The organism is Staphylococcus sp. HMSC36A10, assembly GCF_001838845.1.
Classification (GTDB): Bacteria; Bacillota; Bacilli; order Staphylococcales; family Staphylococcaceae; genus Staphylococcus; species Staphylococcus aureus.
On sequence record NZ_KV839069.1, the window covers coordinates 104,496 to 124,100 of the forward strand.

14 protein-coding genes are annotated in these 19,605 nt (G+C 34.3%); 4 read left to right on the top strand and 10 right to left on the bottom strand.

Annotated features, from left to right (window positions below; all coding sequences use genetic code 11):
- The first annotated feature begins 6 nt into the window (after window positions 1-6).
- The 3 genes from argJ (at window position 7) to HMPREF3247_RS01370 (ending at window position 2,777) form a co-directional block, all read left to right on the top strand.
- A complete protein-coding gene (gene argJ / locus HMPREF3247_RS01360) occupies window positions 7-1,248 on the top strand; it encodes a bifunctional glutamate N-acetyltransferase/amino-acid acetyltransferase ArgJ (protein ID WP_000682614.1) in 1,242 nt (413 codons plus the stop codon).
- Window positions 1,249-1,263: 15 nt separating this feature from the next.
- Entirely contained in the window at window positions 1,264-2,028 is a 765-nt protein-coding gene (gene argB, locus HMPREF3247_RS01365) for an acetylglutamate kinase (RefSeq protein ID WP_000668894.1), read from the top strand.
- 269 nt (window positions 2,029-2,297) lie between these two features.
- Window positions 2,298-2,777 carry a YagU family protein gene (locus tag HMPREF3247_RS01370; RefSeq protein WP_001802886.1) on the top strand — a complete coding sequence of 160 codons (480 nt, stop codon included), beginning with the start codon at window positions 2,298-2,300 and terminating at the stop codon, window positions 2,775-2,777.
- Between the two features lie 327 nt (window positions 2,778-3,104).
- On the opposite strand, the gene ausB is transcribed toward HMPREF3247_RS01370, so the two are convergent.
- The 10 genes from ausB to HMPREF3247_RS01420 all read right to left on the bottom strand — a co-directional run bounded on the left by ausB (window position 3,105) and on the right by HMPREF3247_RS01420 (window position 19,176).
- The gene (gene ausB / locus HMPREF3247_RS01375) at window positions 3,105-3,749 is read right to left on the bottom strand and encodes an aureusimine biosynthesis 4'-phosphopantetheinyl transferase AusB (protein WP_000215724.1); all 645 of its coding nucleotides are present in this window, start codon (window positions 3,747-3,749) and stop codon (window positions 3,105-3,107) included.
- Window positions 3,750-3,761: 12 nt separating this feature from the next.
- Window positions 3,762-10,937 carry an aureusimine non-ribosomal peptide synthetase AusA gene (gene ausA / locus HMPREF3247_RS01380; RefSeq protein ID WP_001566873.1) on the bottom strand — a complete coding sequence of 2,392 codons (7,176 nt, stop codon included), beginning with the start codon at window positions 10,935-10,937 and terminating at the stop codon, window positions 3,762-3,764.
- Between the two features lie 446 nt (window positions 10,938-11,383).
- Window positions 11,384-12,634: an MDR family MFS transporter gene (locus HMPREF3247_RS01385; RefSeq protein WP_000826856.1), complete on the bottom strand. Its 1,251-nt coding sequence runs from the start codon at window positions 12,632-12,634 to the stop codon at window positions 11,384-11,386.
- Window positions 12,635-13,017: 383 nt separating this feature from the next.
- On the bottom strand, window positions 13,018-14,043 hold the full coding sequence (locus HMPREF3247_RS01390) for an NAD-dependent formate dehydrogenase (RefSeq protein WP_000706137.1): 1,026 nt from the start codon (window positions 14,041-14,043) through the stop codon (window positions 13,018-13,020).
- Between the two features lie 172 nt (window positions 14,044-14,215).
- Complete coding sequence (locus HMPREF3247_RS01395) at window positions 14,216-14,575, bottom strand: Na-translocating system protein MpsC family protein (RefSeq protein WP_001092004.1); 360 nt, start codon at window positions 14,573-14,575, stop codon at window positions 14,216-14,218.
- A 216-nt stretch (window positions 14,576-14,791) separates the two neighbouring features.
- Complete coding sequence (locus tag HMPREF3247_RS01400) at window positions 14,792-15,823, bottom strand: acyl-CoA/acyl-ACP dehydrogenase (protein WP_000171649.1); 1,032 nt, start codon at window positions 15,821-15,823, stop codon at window positions 14,792-14,794.
- A gap of 12 nt (window positions 15,824-15,835) precedes the next feature.
- Window positions 15,836-16,597, bottom strand: coding sequence for an ABC transporter permease (locus HMPREF3247_RS01405; protein WP_000197961.1), 762 nt, complete (start codon window positions 16,595-16,597; stop codon window positions 15,836-15,838).
- A complete protein-coding gene (locus HMPREF3247_RS01410) occupies window positions 16,594-17,568 on the bottom strand; it encodes an ABC transporter substrate-binding protein (RefSeq protein ID WP_070866170.1) in 975 nt (324 codons plus the stop codon). The genes HMPREF3247_RS01405 and HMPREF3247_RS01410 overlap by 4 nt, the downstream gene beginning before the upstream one ends.
- A 13-nt stretch (window positions 17,569-17,581) precedes the next feature.
- Window positions 17,582-18,322, bottom strand: a complete 741-nt coding sequence (locus HMPREF3247_RS01415) for an ABC transporter ATP-binding protein (protein ID WP_000590844.1) — start codon at window positions 18,320-18,322, stop codon at window positions 17,582-17,584.
- A 341-nt stretch (window positions 18,323-18,663) separates the two neighbouring features.
- The gene (locus tag HMPREF3247_RS01420) at window positions 18,664-19,176 is read right to left on the bottom strand and encodes a DUF4242 domain-containing protein (RefSeq protein WP_000171919.1); all 513 of its coding nucleotides are present in this window, start codon (window positions 19,174-19,176) and stop codon (window positions 18,664-18,666) included.
- 178 nt (window positions 19,177-19,354) lie between these two features.
- Here HMPREF3247_RS01420 and HMPREF3247_RS01425 point away from each other — a divergent pair, with 178 nt between their 5' ends.
- Complete coding sequence (locus tag HMPREF3247_RS01425; RefSeq protein ID WP_000356963.1) at window positions 19,355-19,558, top strand: hypothetical protein; 204 nt, start codon at window positions 19,355-19,357, stop codon at window positions 19,556-19,558.
- Window positions 19,559-19,605: the final 47 nt, after the last annotated feature.

A 19,605-nucleotide genomic window follows, 5' to 3' on the forward strand; every position in this document is an offset into this window, starting at 1 on the left:
GTTAGAATGAAACATCAAGAAACGACATCACAACAATATAACTTTTCAATTATTAAACATGGCGATATTAGTACACCTCAAGGCTTCACGGCTGGTGGTATGCACATCGGTTTACGCGCTAACAAAAAAGACTTTGGGTGGATTTACTCATCGTCTTTGGCAAGTGCAGCTGCCGTATATACTTTAAATCAGTTTAAAGCTGCACCACTTATTGTCACTGAAGACACTTTACAAAAGTCTAAAGGAAAATTACAAGCACTTGTTGTTAATTCAGCTAATGCAAATTCTTGTACCGGTCAACAAGGCATAGATGATGCACGACAAACACAAACATGGGTTGCTCAACAACTTCAAATACCATCTGAGCATGTTGCTGTTGCTTCAACTGGGGTCATTGGTGAATATTTGCCTATGGATAAAATTAAGACTGGGACCGAACATATTAAGGATACTAATTTTGCAACGCCAGGTGCGTTTAACGAGGCAATTTTAACAACTGATACCTGTACAAAACATATCGCTGTATCACTAAAAATCGATGGTAAAACCGTTACAATTGGTGGTAGCGCCAAAGGTTCAGGTATGATTCATCCAAATATGGCTACCATGCTTGCTTTTATAACAACCGATGCATCGATTGAATCGAATACACTTCATCAATTATTAAAATCTTCGACTGACCATACATTTAATATGATTACTGTTGATGGCGATACAAGTACAAATGACATGGTATTAGTCATGGCAAATCACCAAGTTGAACACCAAATACTTAGTCAAGACCATCCACAATGGGAAACATTTGTTGATGCATTCAATTTTGTCTGTACATTTTTAGCTAAAGCTATAGCCAGAGATGGCGAAGGCGCAACAAAGTTAATCAGCGTCAATGTGTCAGGCGCTAAATCAATATCAGATGCAAGAAAAATCGGTAAAACTATCGTAAGTTCAAATCTAGTAAAATCAGCTATTTTTGGCGAAGATGCCAATTTTGGTCGAATCATTACAGCTATTGGCTATAGCGGATGTGAAATTGATCCTAAATGCACATATGTTCAACTGAACCAAATACCTGTCGTGGATAAAGGTATGGCTGTACTATTTGATGAGCAAGCTATGTCGAATACATTAACTCATGAAAATGTCACAATTGACGTTCAGCTTGGTTTAGGTAACGCTGCAGCGACTGCATACGGTTGTGATTTATCCTATGATTATGTGCGTATTAACGCATCATATCGAACATAAGGTGGTGTTGGTTAGATGAAATTTATTGTCATTAAAATTGGTGGCAGTACACTTAGTGACATGCATCCATCAATTATTAACAACATTAAGCATTTACGATCAAACAACATCTACCCCATTATCGTTCATGGCGGTGGCCCATTTATTAATGAAGCATTATCAAACCAGCAAATCGAGCCACACTTTGTTAATGGCCTAAGAGTGACTGATAAAGCAACCATGACCATTACTAAACACACGCTCATTGCAGACGTTAACACTGCATTAGTAGCTCAATTTAACCAGCACCAATGTTCTGCAATAGGCTTATGTGGTTTGGATGCACAGCTGTTTGAAATTACATCTTTTGATCAACAATATGGATATGTCGGTGTTCCGACCGCTTTAAATAAGGATGCTTTACAGTATTTATGTACTAAATTTGTACCTATCATCAATTCGATTGGTTTCAATAACCATGATGGAGAATTTTACAATATTAATGCTGACACGCTTGCCTATTTTATTGCATCATCATTAAAAGCGCCTATTTATGTATTAAGTAATATTGCAGGTGTACTCATCAATGATGTTGTTATACCTCAATTGCCATTAGTCGATATTCATCAATATATTGAACATGGTGATATTTATGGAGGTATGATTCCCAAAGTGCTAGATGCCAAAAATGCGATTGAAAATGGCTGTCCTAAAGTTATCATTGCATCAGGAAACAAGCCAAATATCATTGAATCTATTTACAATAATGATTTTGTTGGCACAACAATCCTTAATTCATAACTATGAAATTAAGGCCTAACAAGTTTTGACACGCGAGATGATTCCAGTTCGATTATCCATTGCGCTAAAACATTTATTTACCGTTCATCTCGTTAACAATTTTGAATACAGTACGATACAATATGAGATGTAAAAAACTAATAACTTTTTACAAATTTGTTTATCAAAATATTTTAAGTTTTGCAAAGCTTTTTATTGTGATTATTTTCACAAAACACTATAATGAGGATAGTAAATAGAGAGGAGTCCTTAAGTTGACGAAACGACAAATGGGTATATTCATTTATGCTGGAATTATCGGTGGCTTGTTATCTGGAATTGTAAAATTAGGTTGGGAGGTCATGTTTCCACCTCGCACACCAGAACGTAATGCAACGAACCCACCTCAAGAGTTATTGCAACAATTAGGATTTAGTAGTGAGTTTACGCATCAAACATATACATTTTCAAATATGGAATTGCCTTGGGTAAGCTTTATTGTCCACTTTAGTTTTTCTATCGTCATTGCAATTATTTACTGCATATTAGTTAAAAAATACGCTTACTTAGCAATGGGACAAGGTGCTGTTTTTGGTATTGCTATTTGGGTATTATTCCACCTTATCATTATGCCAATCATGCATACTGTACCTGCTGTGTGGGATCAACCATTCCAAGAGCATCTGTCAGAATTCTTTGGCCATATCGTCTGGATGATGACAATTGAATTAGTGCGACAACATTTTGTCTATCGCTATAAATTAAATTAATACACTGACTAACATTAACGTGAGTTTTAAATCATCGTTTGAGTATGATGATTGATGCTCACGTTATTTTATTAACTGACATGATATGATTCCAGCCAACTTACGTGAGCATTAAAGTCTCAAATGCGTCGTAACAAACTATTATTTTCGGTAATTTCAATATTGCTCAGTATATTTTTACCTTATCACTTACTTTAATCTCGTCATGATTTTGAATGATGCCATCGTGTATTCACCTTTCATTTTTCCAATAAAAAAACATCTAACAGTAAACATTTAGGCAGTATAGTTTAAAATCACTGCGCAATGATACTGTCAGACGTCATATTAACTACTCAATAACTGAAATACAGACACTTTTTTATAACCCCAGGGTGCCTGTCCTAAGAAACATACCTGTACCATAAACTGATCAAAAATAAATTGTTTGAACTTCACTTCACGTGATTGATAAAAGTGTGATTGTGTCATATCATAAATGTCCAATCCTTTGATTAAACCTTCACCAATCAATTTTGTAAAACTTTCTTTTTGTGTCCATATTTGATAAAAATCATTTAAACTACATATTTGATGTGCTTCGTTTGTAGAGAAACACGTCACTAACGTACGCCAGTCTAAACGTTGTGATATCTTTTCGATATCAATACCAACTGGTTCTTTATCGACAACACACACGATATAAGGATAACTATATGATAAGCTCACATAGATGGGCTGTCCATCACGATTGTGTTGAACAATATCTGCCTTACCTCGTGGCGAAATGTGATAATGCCATTCATGTGGTAATAAACCTGTGTCATGTTGAATTCCATATTGCACTAAAATATCTCCCAATCTGTGCATGAGTTTATCTTGATTGTATCTATAGTTGACTGTACGCGGTTTTTTATATGACCAACGACTTTGTGATATTAATTCTTCAATACTTTTCAAGTTACTCTGTAATTGCATTACAAATACTGTCATAACTTTCCCTACTTACTTATTGAATATTGTTTTGATATATTGTGCCCAATGATACAGCCAATTGTTAGTTATCGTTGGCCATTTTTCACTGATGTGATTCATTATTTTTAATGTTAATGTTGTATCTATCATTGCTAGTTGTTGTTCACGGTCAACACTAGTTAATCCAATCGTTTCGTACATGTCTTGTTTCTGTAAAATTTCATTAAATGATTCATCGCTGACGAGTTCAATTTCTTTGCGCTTAACGCATTCTAACAAAGATTTCACCGGCATTTTATTAGGTGATAGCACATGGTAAATGATTTGTGGTGTGTTGACCTGTGCTAATGCGACAATTTGTCTTGCAGTCGTATCCACAAAAGAAAAATCTACAGGCATTTCAGCCATGCTAACCCCGATACAATCCAGTTGTAACAAATCATTCATTACCATTGAAAAACGGTTAGTCTTTATATTTCTCATATGCCATCTTCCATTGTAAGGATTCGTCAAATTACCAACACGTACAATCCGACCATCTAAGCCATTATTTACAGCTTCTAATACTTTTAATTCACTATAAAATTTGCTCCGTGTATATGGTGATGTTAGTAGTTGCCCTTTATAGACATCCGCTTCTGAAAATGTCACATCTTCTGTGTCTATATCAAAATAAGTTCCCACACTTATCGTAGACACATATATTAACCTTGCATGATGTTGTTGTGCCAAACGTATGACATCAACAGTACCTTGAACATTTACTTTTTCAAATTCATCATCATCACCAAAGTGATCTGTACGAGCACCTGCATGAATAATCGTATCCATGTTTTCTGGTAAAACAACATCATCCATACACTCGAAATCACCAACAATGACTTCAATGTTTGATAACATTATTTCAACCGTCTCTTCTGAAAAATAATCATTTAAATTCGTCATCAACTTATACCATGCTATTTCCTCATTATCAGCACGTATGAAACAATAAATGCGATGACTGTATCCTTGTAGTACTTCAATCAGATAAGCACCTAAAAAACCTGTCGCGCCAGTCAATAGTGTATTTCCTAGAGGTCGATGACTTAGACTATCCTCTAAAATACCCAAGTTATAACGAGACATAACAATCTTTTGTAATTCCGAAAGATTATCCGGTAATGCAACTAATGATTGTTGATTTTGGTACATATAATTAACAATCTGTCGCACGGTTTTATATTGGTATAATGTCTGCATTGAAATATGATGGCCAAATCGTTTTAAATGCGAGACAACTAACATCGCCTCTAATGAGTTACCACCAAGTTCAAAGAAATCATCGTCAACACCGACATCATTTTGTTTCAATACCTCTCCAAATACATCAACAAATGTCTGCTCAATTTCATTAGAGGGTTCGCTATACACTTTATTAGACTGTTGTATAGGTGATGGATTTGGCAAACGCGTAGTATCCACCTTGTCATTCGTGGTTAATGGCATACAATCGATATGCGTTATAGTCTTAGGAATCATATACTTAGGCAGCTGATCATTTAAATATTGCTTCAAATCCTGCTCCACTTGTTGCTCTCCGACATAATAAGCATTCAATATATCATGCGTATCAAAGTGACTTACTGTTACAACACAATCAGATATACCACGAATAGCTAATATTACATTTTCAATTTCATCAAGTTCAATACGGTACCCGTTAACTTTCACTTGTTTATCTATTCTTCCTAAAAATTCAATTTGACCATCAGATGTATAACGTGCTAAATCACCACTATGATACAACTTACCTTTACCAAATGGATTATTTTGCCATTTATCAGCCATTAATTCTGGACGGTTAATATATCCTATCGCTAAACTATCACCTGCAATACACAACTCGCCTGGCATACCAATACCGCATAACAAACCATCTGACATAATATACACTTGGATGTTAGATAAGGGTTTGCCAATTGGAATCGTCTCAGGTATCAAATCACCACAATGATGTGACCAATACGATGTGATGACTGTTGACTCAGATGGTCCATAGGCATTGAAATACGTGCCACAATGCTTCTCAATATATTTAACAAAGGATGCCGTACTAGTTGCCCCGCCTGTAATCAACTTTTCAATATAAAAGTCTTCCATAACACTACACATCTGTAACGGAATCGACGCAACCGTCACACGATGCTTATTAATGAGTTGTTGTAACTGTTCTGGATTAACACGTTCCTCTCTATCTGGAATCACAAGCGTATGACCATTTAACAAACAACAATAAATCTCCATAACTGATGCATCAAAAACAATATTTGCATGTTGCAAAAATACTTCATTGTCGCCTAATTGCAATTCAGTTGACCATGCATGCACTAAATTCAACAAATTTCGTTGTCGTATGGCAACCCCTTTAGGCATCCCGGTCGTACCAGATGTGTAAATAGCATACATCTCATTATCTAACATCGCTGTGTTTTCAAGTTGATTGCCATGTAAATCATCATATTGTTCATTTTCCTTTGATTCAACAAAGCCTTTAGCATTTTCCAATTGAATGACTGGTAATGTCGTTTCAATTTCAACGCCGTAAGACATGACTGCAGTTACTTTAGCATCCTCCAAAATTGCACCTTGTCGTTTATTCGGAAAATCAATATCGATAGGTATATAAGATGCACCTACTTTAACTGTCGCCAACATCGCCGCAATCATTTCAAAACTACGTTCTGTAAACAAGGCAACCCGTTGACCATTGCCCACACCATTTGATAGGAGCATGTGCGCAATGGCATCCACATAGTTGCGTAATGTTTCATACGTCATTGTCAAATCATTCATGACTAGCGCAACATGATTACCTTGTCGTGAGACAACTTCATTAAAGTAACTTATGATAGATTTATTTCCCGGGACATTAAGCATTCGATCGTTAACATGCGTATTGACCCAATTTAGAAGTTCCTCCGTGCCGTTTGGTATATCACAAATTTGTAGTGTATCTTGATGCTTCAAAATATAATCAATCATAATCATACATTGATTACCCATGTGACGAACTGTTTCTGAGTGATATAAATCGGTATTATACTCGATATTGATTGTATAGTCATCGCGATCTTCTTCAATGATGAAAGATAAATCAAATTTCGCCGTCACTGATTTGGGTTGAATGTGTGTTAATTTACTATGCCCAAAATGAGCATGATTCGTTTCATTGTTTTGTAGTACTAACATGACATCAAATAATGGATTCCGTGAGGCATCATGTGATTGATCTAAGTCATTTACTAAACATTCGAATGGGTATTCTTGATGCTCGTATGCCTCCAAACTCATTTCCTTAACCTCTTGTAAAAACTGTGTCCACATTTTATCAGGTGACGGTTGCCCTCTATATACCAACGTATTAGCAAACATGCCTAGCATTTGCTCCGTGCCTTTATGCATACGCGCACTCATCACACTACCGACAACAACATCATCTTTTCGAGCATATCTACTTAACAACGTCATGACCACACTCATAAAGAACATAAAATCAGTAATTTGATGCTTTTCTACATACTTTTGAAGTAGCTGTCTCATTTGTTGATTCATTGTAAATGACATCATTGCTCCATTTGTCGTTTTAATATTTGGTCTAACATAGTCTGTCGGTAAGCTTAAAATAGGTACTTCATCTTTGAATTGAGATAACCAATATTGTCTATGTTTCGTCATATCACGATGCGACATCCACTCACTATAGTCTTTATATTGCAATTTAAGTGGTAACAATAATTTATGTTGATAAAGTGCGTTAAGATCATTCATTAATTGTATATTACTCATACCGTCATTAATGATATGATGCGTATCTATAAAGAGGTATGCATGTAAGGGACTTCTAATGTATCTCACTCTAATTTGACTTGGCTTTTCCAAATTAAAAGGTGCTACAAATTGGCGCATGATTTCTTGTTCATCCGTAAAATGCGTGTTAACTTCTTCAAAGTCAACTGCAACATCTGCCACAATACGTTGTCGAACCTCATCATCTACAACAATATATTGTGTTCGTAAAATCTCATGTCGCGCTATCAAACGCTGCACTGCTTGTCGCAATTGAGCTACATTAAGTTCTGATGATAACCGCCATAAAAAAGGTACGTTATACACCGTATCTTTATGGTTTGATTTCCATAATAAATACATACGCTTTTGTGCAGAGCTCAGCACATAGTCATCTTTAACTATAGTTTCTGGAATCACTTCATAGTTTTGTTCTTGAACCTTAGCAATCGCTTGTGCTAGTTCAAATACAGTTGGCTTTTGTAATAAATCACCAATTTGTAATCGTTTCCCAGTAGATGCCTCTATCCGATTCACCACTAACGTTGCTTTTAATGAATGGCCACCTAATTCAAAGAAATTATCATGAATACCTACTTGATTCACATGTAAAATATCTGCAAAAATTTGGCATAGCAAGTGTTCGGTATCTGTACTCGGTGCTACATAGGCATCCGTATCGACATAGTCCATGATAGGCAATGCCTTCTTATCTAATTTCCCATTAATAGTAATAGGAATTTGCTCAATATGCATGAAATTAACTGGTATCATGTACTCCGGTAAGGTCATACGTAATTGTGATTTAATCTTATTATGTGATAATGTATGCATCGCTTCATAATAAGCAACGATATACTGATCTTGATCATGATTTTGAACAATAACAACTGCTTTATTAATACCTTGTATACGCTCGAGCGCATGCTCAACCTCTGACAACTCAATCCTAAACCCTCGAATCTTAACTTGTTTGTCCTTTCGATATAAATAATCTATGTTGCCATCGGGTAACAAACGAACGATATCACCACTTCTATACATCAGCTGATTTATATTTGAATCTTTGATAAATTTATCTGCTGTCAATTCTGGCTGATTTAAATAACCTGCAGCTAACCCAAAGCCACTTGTACATAATTCTCCAGGAATACCAACGCCACACCGACGCTCGCCTTGCATGATATAAACATGAGTACCCAGAATCGGTTTACCAATAGGAATACGATTTGGAACTTTGTTAGGTATATTATACGTCGTTGTAAATGTTGTATTTTCAGTTGGTCCATAACCATTAATAATTTGAGGATGCTTCGGTTTTTGATTAAGCAAATCCACCCACTTAGCATTCAATACTTCTCCACCAATTAATAAATACTTTAACGGTGCCAATACTTCTATTCGTTCACTAGCAATCTGATTAAATAATGAGGAGGTTAACCACATAGTATTAACGTCATTTTCATTGATTAATTGTTCTACCGCTATTGGATTTAATAATTGTTCTTTTTTAGCAACAATCAGCTTTCCACCATTGAGCAATGCACCATATATTTCAAATGTTGCAGCATCAAAGGCTATAGTTCCTGATAACAAAATCGTCGTCTCTTCATTTAATGGTACATAATGATTTTGATGGACCAAGCGAACAATACCTCGGTGCGGAATTAGTGTCCCTTTAGGGTTACCAGTTGTCCCCGACGTGTAAATAACATAAGCATGATCTTCTAACGTGTTACATTTAGAAAGATTATCAATATTTTTCCACGCTATCTTATTCAAATCAATGTGATTAATATTTTGTTTACCATTTTCATATAAAGCTTGGTAGGTTATTACAACTTTAGGCGTTGCATCTTTTAAAATGTACTCCTGACGATCACTTGGATAGTTCGGATCAATTGGCACGTAAGCCCCACCAGCTTTCAACACACCTATCATCGCTATTATCATCTCAATACTTTTTTCAGCTATGACAGCGACACGATCATTAGGTTCAACACCATACTGGTTTCTCAAACGGTGTGCTAAATCATTCGCGCGTGCATTCAATGTTTGATATGTTATAAACACTCCGTCAAATTGCACAGCGACATGATTCGGCGTTGCTTCAACTTGTTGCTCAAATAAGGTAACAACTGTTTGCGCATCATCTATCTCAGGCAAACTTAAATTGATATCGTCATATAATTGAATATCACGTTCTGTCATCAAATTAAGTTCATCTACAGTTGTTCGTTTATTTCCATTTTCTTCAGTAATTTGCAAATAAATATTTCGAACTAAGTCACTCAGCGTCTCGATTGAGAGCAAATCATATGCTGCACTGTTATATATAATTTTGAACCCGTGTTGATGTGGAAAAATTTCAATATCCGCTAAAGATGTATGTGCATCATGTATTTGATGTACATCCTCAATAACATCATTACAACAAGACATCATATGATGATAACAATGAAAAATAGTCTCTAGTGAAAGCGAAGACTTCGCGCACTGTAATTGCGACATATTTTGCAACACACATTTATTAAAATCTGTTGTAAAACGTTGACATACATCTTTTGCATCGATTGTTAACGTTAACGGCACAATATTTCCGTGTAAATCATTTGGTAAATGTGATGGTACATGTATACCTAATGTGACATCATGTTGTTGACTCATTATATGATTAGCTAAATACACACTAACAGCCAACGATGCCATATCTATTGATGTCATATCATCAATCAAATACGTTTGATATAAAGCTTGCTCAAATGGATGCTTAATTGGTAAATAACTATCAATATGGATGTCAGAGTTATTCTCTAACCGAAAATAGTTTGAGTCTAATGCTATATGCGATGCATCTTGATTGTCTTTATCATCATTTCTATTTAAATGTGCATGCTGTCGAGTATTGTTAATAACAGTATTGCCACGATATGCATTGCATAAATCATCAAGAAAAATATCAATTTGACTATCATCGAAAATGGACACATGAAAATCTAATAGTATATATGCAGCATCAGCGAACTGAAACAATTTAAATTTGAATAAAGGTGAATCATTAAAATGGTAAGTACTTAATTCTTGCTTAAAAAAAGCTTCTAAATCATAGTTTGCGGAAGAAGTTGGAACTTGTTTTATCTCAATAAAAGGCAGAAATTCATGAAGTATCATTGTTAAATTGTCATCGGTAGTAACATCAAAAAAATGTCTTATAGATGCATGTTGTTGCACAATTGTCGATAATGCATACATCATTTTAGTAGCTTCAACATTTTTAGCGAGTTTAACCCAATACGCATTACGGTGTGTCGTTGATTCTGTATTATTTTTGTATATACGAAAATATTCCTGTTGAAATCTCAAATTACCCATAATCATAAAAAGTCCTTCTTTCATATCATAATACTCATTACTTACTGAAATTGCATGATGATATGATAACCGACGAAATGTTAATTAACTCGTTATGTAATGATTAATATAAAACACCATTCGCAACATATGAGCGATATATTCTACCCTAAAATACATCTTGTATCATCGTTACAATTGGTATATTTTTCAATGTAAATTACATACATCTTCGATAAATAGCACACTACAACTCGTTAATCACTTTCTGTTGTTCATATCTCATTGCAAATTCAATATTGTTGTTACAAAATATCCATGAAGCAAGTTTATATTAAACAAACAACTCGCATAAAACAATTGTTATCCTTAAATTTTAACAAATTCTTAATAAATTTATCTCTATTTTAATTACGACCAAATTAATAGGTTTTCAATATAAAAAGATGCATAAAATAAATATTTAAATAAATTCAATTTGTATTCACTTGTTTTTGTCCCCCGAATACACCAGCAACAAGCATGCTAGCACCAATTGTTAAAACGATAAACATATACAGTCCCATTTGTAATGACGTTAAGAAAACACCCAACACAATCCCTAACCTAGCTAGTGTTTCTGAAAAATGAATACCTAATGCATTAACTGCACTATATGTTCCTCTTTTAGCTTTAGGAATAATTTTAAAGCGTTGTTCTGAAACTATAGGCGAATAAATAATCTCACCTACAGTCGCAATTATCATAAAAACAACTAATAAGCCAAACTGATTAAGATAGGTTAGACCACTATAGCCAACAATATAAATCAGCAAACCAGTGATTAAAGCTTTTTTAAAATCTATTTTCAATACAACTTTCGAGATTGAATACGTGAGTAAAATGACGACGACCGTATTAATCATTAGCAAGATTGCTAACATCTTAGCACCTGTAATATCATATGAACCTATACTTATTGTTTCAAACTGATCCTTTAGTCTAATAGCAATATATGAGGAGATTGAAAATTCACCCATCATGATGATACTGAACCCCGAAATCAATAACATATAATTACGGTCTTTCAAAACTAATTTATAACTGCGAAATATATTCATTATTTGTAATTTTTGATAACGACTTGCATGCCTCTTGTCATCACTTTGCTTTACTTGATTTCGGTCTTGAGGTAACCAAATATATAAAATAAAGAGTACAATTAAAAATATACAAGCTGCTATTAAGAAAAGTAGTAACATACTGTAGCCATACATCAAGCCACCTAACAATGCCCCAATAGCTACCGATAAGTTCGTCATCCAATAGCTAATCTTGTAAATATAATGTTCCACGTCTTCGGTAATTGCATCCATAATTAATGTGTCCATAACTGGAAATTGTAATCCCCAAACGATTGTAAATATGGCATATGCAACACAAAAACCAATAATTTGCCACAATTGATGTGACCCAAATATGCCCATGAACACAAGCATTATCACCATCGTCGCTTGATAAATAAGTACTAGCAACTTTTTCGGAAATATCTCAATAAGGTAACCAGATATAATGGACAATGGAAATTTTAGAACCACTAAACCAACAAGATATATACCGACAATTGATTGACTTAACATATCTGTTAAATATAGTGCTATAAACGGTATAAATGCTGTCGTAATAATTAGCTGTAAAAAATTGCTAATCAATCGTACTTTCAAAGTCGTACTTAAGCGTTTCATTAATAACTACACCCCTATCCACATATATACACACTACCATTTATATAAAATCTATTATTAGATTATACGTTGAAACAAAGAATTTTAGTTATACAAAGTTATTTAACAAACAAATGCATCGACTTTACAATGCATCTTGCATATAATGCCTCAAAAAATTAGCACTATATGACTATATATTATTCCAAATGAATGAAATTTATCAATAATTGCGTAAGTGAACACATATGTGCGTAAATGTTAAATCATTGTCCTAACATAGCCGTGACTATACTTAGATGTAATCATAAAAAAACTACTGCCATCTTTACAACAGCAGTAGTGCTTATATGATTCATTTATATAAAATTGAAAGCGTTAATCGCTAGCCCAGCATCCTTATTCTATTTAGCTGTATAACTTTTACTAGCAATACGACCACTTGCAACAATAATATCTTTATCTTGGAAAGGTTCATGATTGAAGAAACGCTCTAAAATATCTTTAACTCCATCTTCAATACGTTTTTGTGCTTCTAAAGTCATACCTGAATAGTGAACTGTCATAGCATTTCTAGGCATTGTTCTCCATGGATGATCAGCAGGTGCAGGTTGTGGATACCAAACATCACCAGCATATCCTTGTAAATGCTCGGATGCTAACGCTTCAACTAACGCATCGCGATTTACAATTTTACCACGTGCAGTATTCACTAAATAACTGTGTTTTTTCATACGACTTAAAACATCTTTATCAAATAAGTTATCAGTTTCTGGTGTTAATGGTGCATGAATTGTAATCGCATCACTTGTTGAAACAAGTTCATCAAAGCTTACAAATTTAGACAATTTATGGTCTTGTTGATTGATTGGATCATAGTGTTGTAATGTTACATTAAATGGCGCTAATCTTTCAGCAACAAGTTGTCCAATTCGACCAAATCCAAAAATACCAATTGTTTTGTGTTGTAATTCATGCGCATGATTACCTACTTGAGACAAGTTCCATTCACCTTCTACTGATTGACGATGACCTTCTTCATAGTTTCTAAGAAGTATTAATAAATCCATAACCGCATGTTCTGCCACACTAACTGTATTACTTCCTGTAACTTCAACGACACCAATATTGTGTTCACTTGCTGCCGCTAAATCTACATGGTCAGATCCTACACCTGCTGTAATTGCTAATTTCAAGTTCGGTGCTTTTTCAATACGTTCACGAGTCATATATGCAGGATAAAATGGCGCACTAATAATCACATCCATATCTGGTAAATGTTTATCTAAGTCTTCACCATTATCTGCTAATATAATGAACTCATGTCCTCTTTCCTCTAAAAATGTTTTTAATCCTAATGCTTTTTTAGTATTAAGTAATTGATTTTCTTGACCTTCTACTGCTTCTGGAAATAACGCTACGATTTTCATATCCATCTCTCCTAAATGATAAATTTTGACTTCCTTAAAGTACGTGTTGCATGTTGCTTGTTTTAAAAATATGACAAAAAAACGGCACCGTTTGACATACCACCCCCTTGAATTATTGTTAAATTCAAAGCGAAGTTAGCAAACAGCACCGTGTACCTTACACCAGCAACACTTATTCTATTGACTTATCGAAAACAAATATTGAAATGACTTCATCATCATTCAAATCAATATCTGTAAATAATTTTACAAACTTAGCGCCTACAAGACTTTCCATCTCATTTACATCTATTTCTTTATACATCTGTTTAATCTTCTCTGTGCGTGTATAATGGAGCATCGATTCATTGCGTTTGTCGTTTAGGTAAAAACTCTCAACTTTACTCAAAACACCTGTCATATGTGCAATCGCCCAATTATCTTTAAACGACACTCGAATACTATTGGGTCCTTTACCCACGTATTCTTTACGATAAGATCTTACTAGATTCGAGAATTGTTGTTCTTTAGTATGCGTATCTATAGTATTCACCTTCTTTAAAATAAGAAGTTCATTAATTGTTCACATTTTCATTATACACCTTATTAACACTTTTTCAATGATAACGATTATTATTATTACGAAATGTATATTTTCCTAGTTAAAAGGATATAACAAATAAACAGAAAATGTTTATAAACTAAGATTTATATTATTTTAAAAAATGTTTCAACAAACGCATCTAAACAACAAATTAGCATATCATACTTACCCCTTCAACTCTGCCTCAAGTTTACCTAAATGTCTTAATGTTGGTGTCAATGCTGCGAAGAAGAATCCTTCTTTTAACTTGCGAACTTGTGGCGAATATGGTGTGTACGCTCTTGAACCACCATTGACAACAGAAGCTTGATTTACATCTAACAATAAATAGCCAATGTCCTTCTTCAATGATATTAATTCACTTAAATGTGAAGTTAAGTTACCGTCATCTAATATTGCATAATATTCCTCTCTAAGTTGACGATAACGTTTTTTAAAAGCTTCAACATCATACTCTAAATATTGATTTATTCCGTTTTGCACATTTGAAAATGCATCAATTAACTCTAAAGAACTTTTAATTGAGCCTAATCCTATTGGAATTTGGTAAGCAATAAATTGCGGGCGAATAGTTGCCGCAAACTGCTTCGCATCATGCGTGATAATTTGTGATTGTGGCACTACGACTTGATTCAATGTGATTTGATACGTTGCTGACCCGTTGACTCCTAAAAAATTGGTTTTTTCAACAAGAGTGATACCATCTTGATTGGCACGTAGAATGAACATGACAAATTCATCTGATGATTCATGTTTCGAAATCGCACCAAAATAATGGTCTTCTTGAATATTACTTACAGCTGGCATACGTCCACTGACAACCAATTGTCCATCAACATAAGTGTGTTCAAGGTTCAACTTTTCTAAATCATTAAATGACTTCATCGGATTAGACAATCCGGTAGCACCTAATATTTCTCCAGATAACAATTGCTGTTGTAAGTCATTATTTAAATGTGGCTGCGTGGCATTTTCTAAATACGTTGAAAAAGCTAATTGGCACCATAAACAAAATCCTGTTGTCAAACAAGACTGCGATACAGCTTCGATTACTTCAGCATTTTTTCTCAATGCCGCCTCACCGAAATAACCATCTACAAATAATTGTTGAATAAATGTTCTCGGATAATACGTCCCTTCATCAACTTCTACTAAATGAGGATCTAATTGTTCTTTGATAAGCGTTTCTAAAGTCATCATCATCTCTCCTTATTCACCAAATCTTCTAAGTATAAACTGCTCAATATAACTAATGAATCGATCAATAATAAAACCAAATAATCCGATAAAGAATATTGCTGCTAAAACATCTTCTAAGTTCAACATATTTCGTGCATCAACGATTAAAAAACCTAATCCCGATTGTGCACCAATCATTTCACCAGAAACTAAAAATATCCAACTTGTTCCTACCGCCATATGTATCCCAGCCATGATTTGTTTAAATGCCCCGGGAAATAATATATTGCGATACAATGACCACCCAGTTAAATTTAAATTTGCCGCTATTTTTAAATATTGAGGTTCAATGTCTCTAACGCCTTTAATAGTATTGAACACAATTGGGAAAAAAGCAGCGATAAAAATAATCGCAATCGCTGGCAAACTACCAATACCAAACCATAGAACAACAAATGGTGCCCATGCTATCGGAGATATCGGTCTAATCAATTGAAATAGCGGTTCGATAGCGTTGTATAGCCAACGATTCCTTCCAAGCAAGAAGCCCAATGGAATAGCAACCAACAATGCGACAACAAAGCCCGCTACAAATCTCCATAAACTAATTGCTAAATGTTGGAAAATTTCTCCAGTAACAATGAAAGTCCATATACTTTTTCCTACAAGAGCAGGACCAGGTAACAATACAGGTTGGTAATGCCCAATAATAATGACCATTTCCCAAATGCCTAAGAAAATAATAAATGTGATAATAGGTAATATAAATTTGTTATTTGTGGGACGTGTCATGAACGCGATGCCTCCTTATACAATGACGGTTCAACAAAGTCATCATATGCAGGTGGATTAAACAAATGATGTTGTTTTACCAATGTCGTAATTTCTTGATAGCCGGATGGCTTAATTGTTAAATCACCATAGGATGTCCATGCCGCTGACTGTGTTAAAACGTCACGACTTTGTTTAAAATGATGCGTCATAATGTCTACACTTTGCTTGCGATCATTCATTTTAAAGCCAGACTTTTTATAATCTTGTACAAATGCTTGCGCTACATCCTTGTGTTGATTAAGCAATTCCCCTCTCAGTACTAGCACACAGCAATACGCATCAGGTATAACGTCATCACCATGTTTCAAAGTCTTACCTTTGCCTAACTTTTCACCCAGTGCACCGAATGGTTCGGCTACAGAATACCCTGTAATTCTGTGTTCACTCAATGCGGCTGGCATTTCTGCTGGCGACATTTCATGATAGCTAAAATGCCCCGGTTTAATCTTTAATTGTTTACGTAATTCCTCAAGTAAAAGATAATGTGTTGAATAACGATGTGGTATACCAAAATGGTAATCATCGCCATTATTATTAAATTCATTTAAGTGCATACCTTTTTGTCCCATAATGACATTGCCTTCATGATGGCCCGATGCCACAGCCTTTATATTTGAGCCCTTCTGTTTTGATTTCATCGCGAGCTCTATTAAAGTTGATGCACCATCAATACGACCACTGTTTAATGCGTCCATTAAATCTGGCCAATTATTGAATTTAACTAATTCTAGTTTATATTTCGGATGATTGTATTGTGATAATAATTTTTTAGTCATCATCAAATTAGCTGAATGTGTAATCGGCAAATATCCAATTTTAATCACTTGCTGATTTTGGGTATTTTTAGACGGTTCTTTAGACGTCCTTTGCCAATCACATCCTGTAATTATAAAGATTCCAATGATGACGATTATGCTTAACCTTTTCATCGTCACTCACTCCTTATAAATAATATTCAGGTTCAACTTGATGATGATTCAATGCAAATGTTTCCATAATTTCATTACGAATCTTAAGTAGGTGGCTATCATTACGACTGCGTGGATGTGATGCTGTAATTTCATATTGAGAAATAATATTGCACCCTTCACCTAACAGAACAATGCGGTCGGAAAGATAAATAGCTTCATCAATGTCATGCGTCACTAAAATAATAGTTGATTGCGTTTTATGTTTTAGTTGCACTAGTTGATCCTGAAGTTTATAACGTGTAAATGCATCTAATGCACCTAATGGCTCATCCATCAATATAACGTTAGGCTTATGCACATGCGCTCGACATAGTGCCACACGTTGTTTCATACCCCCGGACAGTTGCTCGGGAAAATGCTTTCCCCTGCCTTCTAAATCAACTAATTTAAGCTGTGCGTTAATCTCTTCATCACTAATTTTCTGTTGAAATCCAATCCTAATGTTGTCATTAATCGTTTTCCATGGCAGCAAATTATGATGTTGAAATAGCATTAAACAATCTGGAGACGGCTGTTGTTTAATTTCGTTATCAATAATGACACGTCCAGATGATGGATGAATAAATCCACCGATAATATTGAGTAAAGTAGACTTTCCGCAACCACTTTTTCCTATGAAAGTGACTATTTCTCCTTTGCTAATGTCCAAATTAAAGTTATGAATTACTTTATGTGATCCAAAGTGATGTTGTAATTGTTGTATTTTAATCATGACAAGCCCCCTTTTAATCCCTACTATTTTAATAGGAATTAAGTGTATATCTAAAGGGCTATGCCAAACACAGCCCTTATATCGTGAATTGTTATATCTATAGATGATTATGGTTTGGTATGAGTGCTCTTATAACATAAGCGTTATTCAATTAACGACGTTATATTAATTTCAGCTCTACTAAATTTCAATAAAATGATTGTTTTAGACAATACTTGCATTTAGTTCATTAGTTTCTTCATATCAACTACTTACATTTATAGCATTGAGCTATTCTAATTAACTGCAATCGAAATCCACGTCAAACCTATATACATATATCTCATCAACTTGTTGTCTTATTAAAGTTTTTCGATGCCATCAATCGGTGTATCAACTGCTTTTCGCGCGCGACGTACCGCTTCTTCATCAGGTGCGTTGTATAAACAAATACATTTAGACATATCTTCACATACATATGTGCGTTTAAATTCAACTTCTGGCACTTCTTCATAATGAACAGAATTTTTCTTTTTACGTGCTAAATATTGATCCATCGTAATGCCTTCCGGAATGTTCCAAGTTACAAGGTAATCAACATGTGCATCACCATTTTTAACTTCATCTAAATCTTTACCAACTAAGCGTACTTCTTTGACTAATTGAATACTAATATCTGCTTCTGTTAAAAATTGTTTAGCTTCTGCTTCGTCATTTGCTTCCACAATAAAATAACCATGAGTTAAATTTTCAGTAGCTTGTACTTCAATTAATGTTGGAATTGTCTTCGTAGATAGTGATGCTGCCTTTGCTTCTAGTTCTTCTTTCGTTGATGCAAAATCAAGATTGTTAGCTTCTAATAAAAATAATGTCATTAATAAGACCTCCTATAACAATGGTTGAAAAAATATTACTATAATTCTTATCGGATTACAAGGATATTGAGCGATTTTTTTAAATATTTAGATAAAATTCTGTAAAATATATTTTCAAAGAGTATAAAAATCATGTTAGGGTATAAGTAAATAAACATATATATAGGGGGCTATCATTATGGATAAAGAATCTGTCGTAGCAAGTTTAGCTAGAAACAAAAAGATTGCTGTAGAAACAATGGCCGGTCAAAGGTACATCATAGAACGCATTTTACATACAAATGATGAAAAACATATTCATATTTTGAAACCTAAAGATGTCGTGTTAGATGTAGATAGCATCAAAGAAATTGACGAAAATCATTTAAATGATGCAACATAATCCAAAACAAACGTGGGAGTGGGACAGAAATGATATTTTCGCAAAAT

What these genes read in the sequence shown, in the direction of transcription:
- argJ (WP_000682614.1), top strand. Translation starts at nt 7, where the DNA reads ATGAAACATCAAGAAACGACATCACAACAATATAACTTTTCAATTATT.
- argB (WP_000668894.1), top strand. Translation starts at nt 1,264, where the DNA reads ATGAAATTTATTGTCATTAAAATTGGTGGCAGTACACTTAGTGACATG.
- HMPREF3247_RS01370 (WP_001802886.1), top strand. Translation starts at nt 2,298, where the DNA reads ATGGGTATATTCATTTATGCTGGAATTATCGGTGGCTTGTTATCTGGA.
- ausB (WP_000215724.1), bottom strand. Translation starts at nt 3,749, where the DNA reads ATGACAGTATTTGTAATGCAATTACAGAGTAACTTGAAAAGTATTGAA.
- ausA (WP_001566873.1), bottom strand. Translation starts at nt 10,937, where the DNA reads ATGATTATGGGTAATTTGAGATTTCAACAGGAATATTTTCGTATATAC.
- HMPREF3247_RS01385 (WP_000826856.1), bottom strand. Translation starts at nt 12,634, where the DNA reads ATGAAACGCTTAAGTACGACTTTGAAAGTACGATTGATTAGCAATTTT.
- HMPREF3247_RS01390 (WP_000706137.1), bottom strand. Translation starts at nt 14,043, where the DNA reads ATGAAAATCGTAGCGTTATTTCCAGAAGCAGTAGAAGGTCAAGAAAAT.
- HMPREF3247_RS01400 (WP_000171649.1), bottom strand. Translation starts at nt 15,823, where the DNA reads ATGACTTTAGAAACGCTTATCAAAGAACAATTAGATCCTCATTTAGTA.
- HMPREF3247_RS01405 (WP_000197961.1), bottom strand. Translation starts at nt 16,597, where the DNA reads ATGACACGTCCCACAAATAACAAATTTATATTACCTATTATCACATTT.
- HMPREF3247_RS01410 (WP_070866170.1), bottom strand. Translation starts at nt 17,568, where the DNA reads ATGAAAAGGTTAAGCATAATCGTCATCATTGGAATCTTTATAATTACA.
- HMPREF3247_RS01415 (WP_000590844.1), bottom strand. Translation starts at nt 18,322, where the DNA reads ATGATTAAAATACAACAATTACAACATCACTTTGGATCACATAAAGTA.
- HMPREF3247_RS01420 (WP_000171919.1), bottom strand. Translation starts at nt 19,176, where the DNA reads ATGACATTATTTTTATTAGAAGCTAACAATCTTGATTTTGCATCAACG.
- HMPREF3247_RS01425 (WP_000356963.1), top strand. Translation starts at nt 19,355, where the DNA reads ATGGATAAAGAATCTGTCGTAGCAAGTTTAGCTAGAAACAAAAAGATT.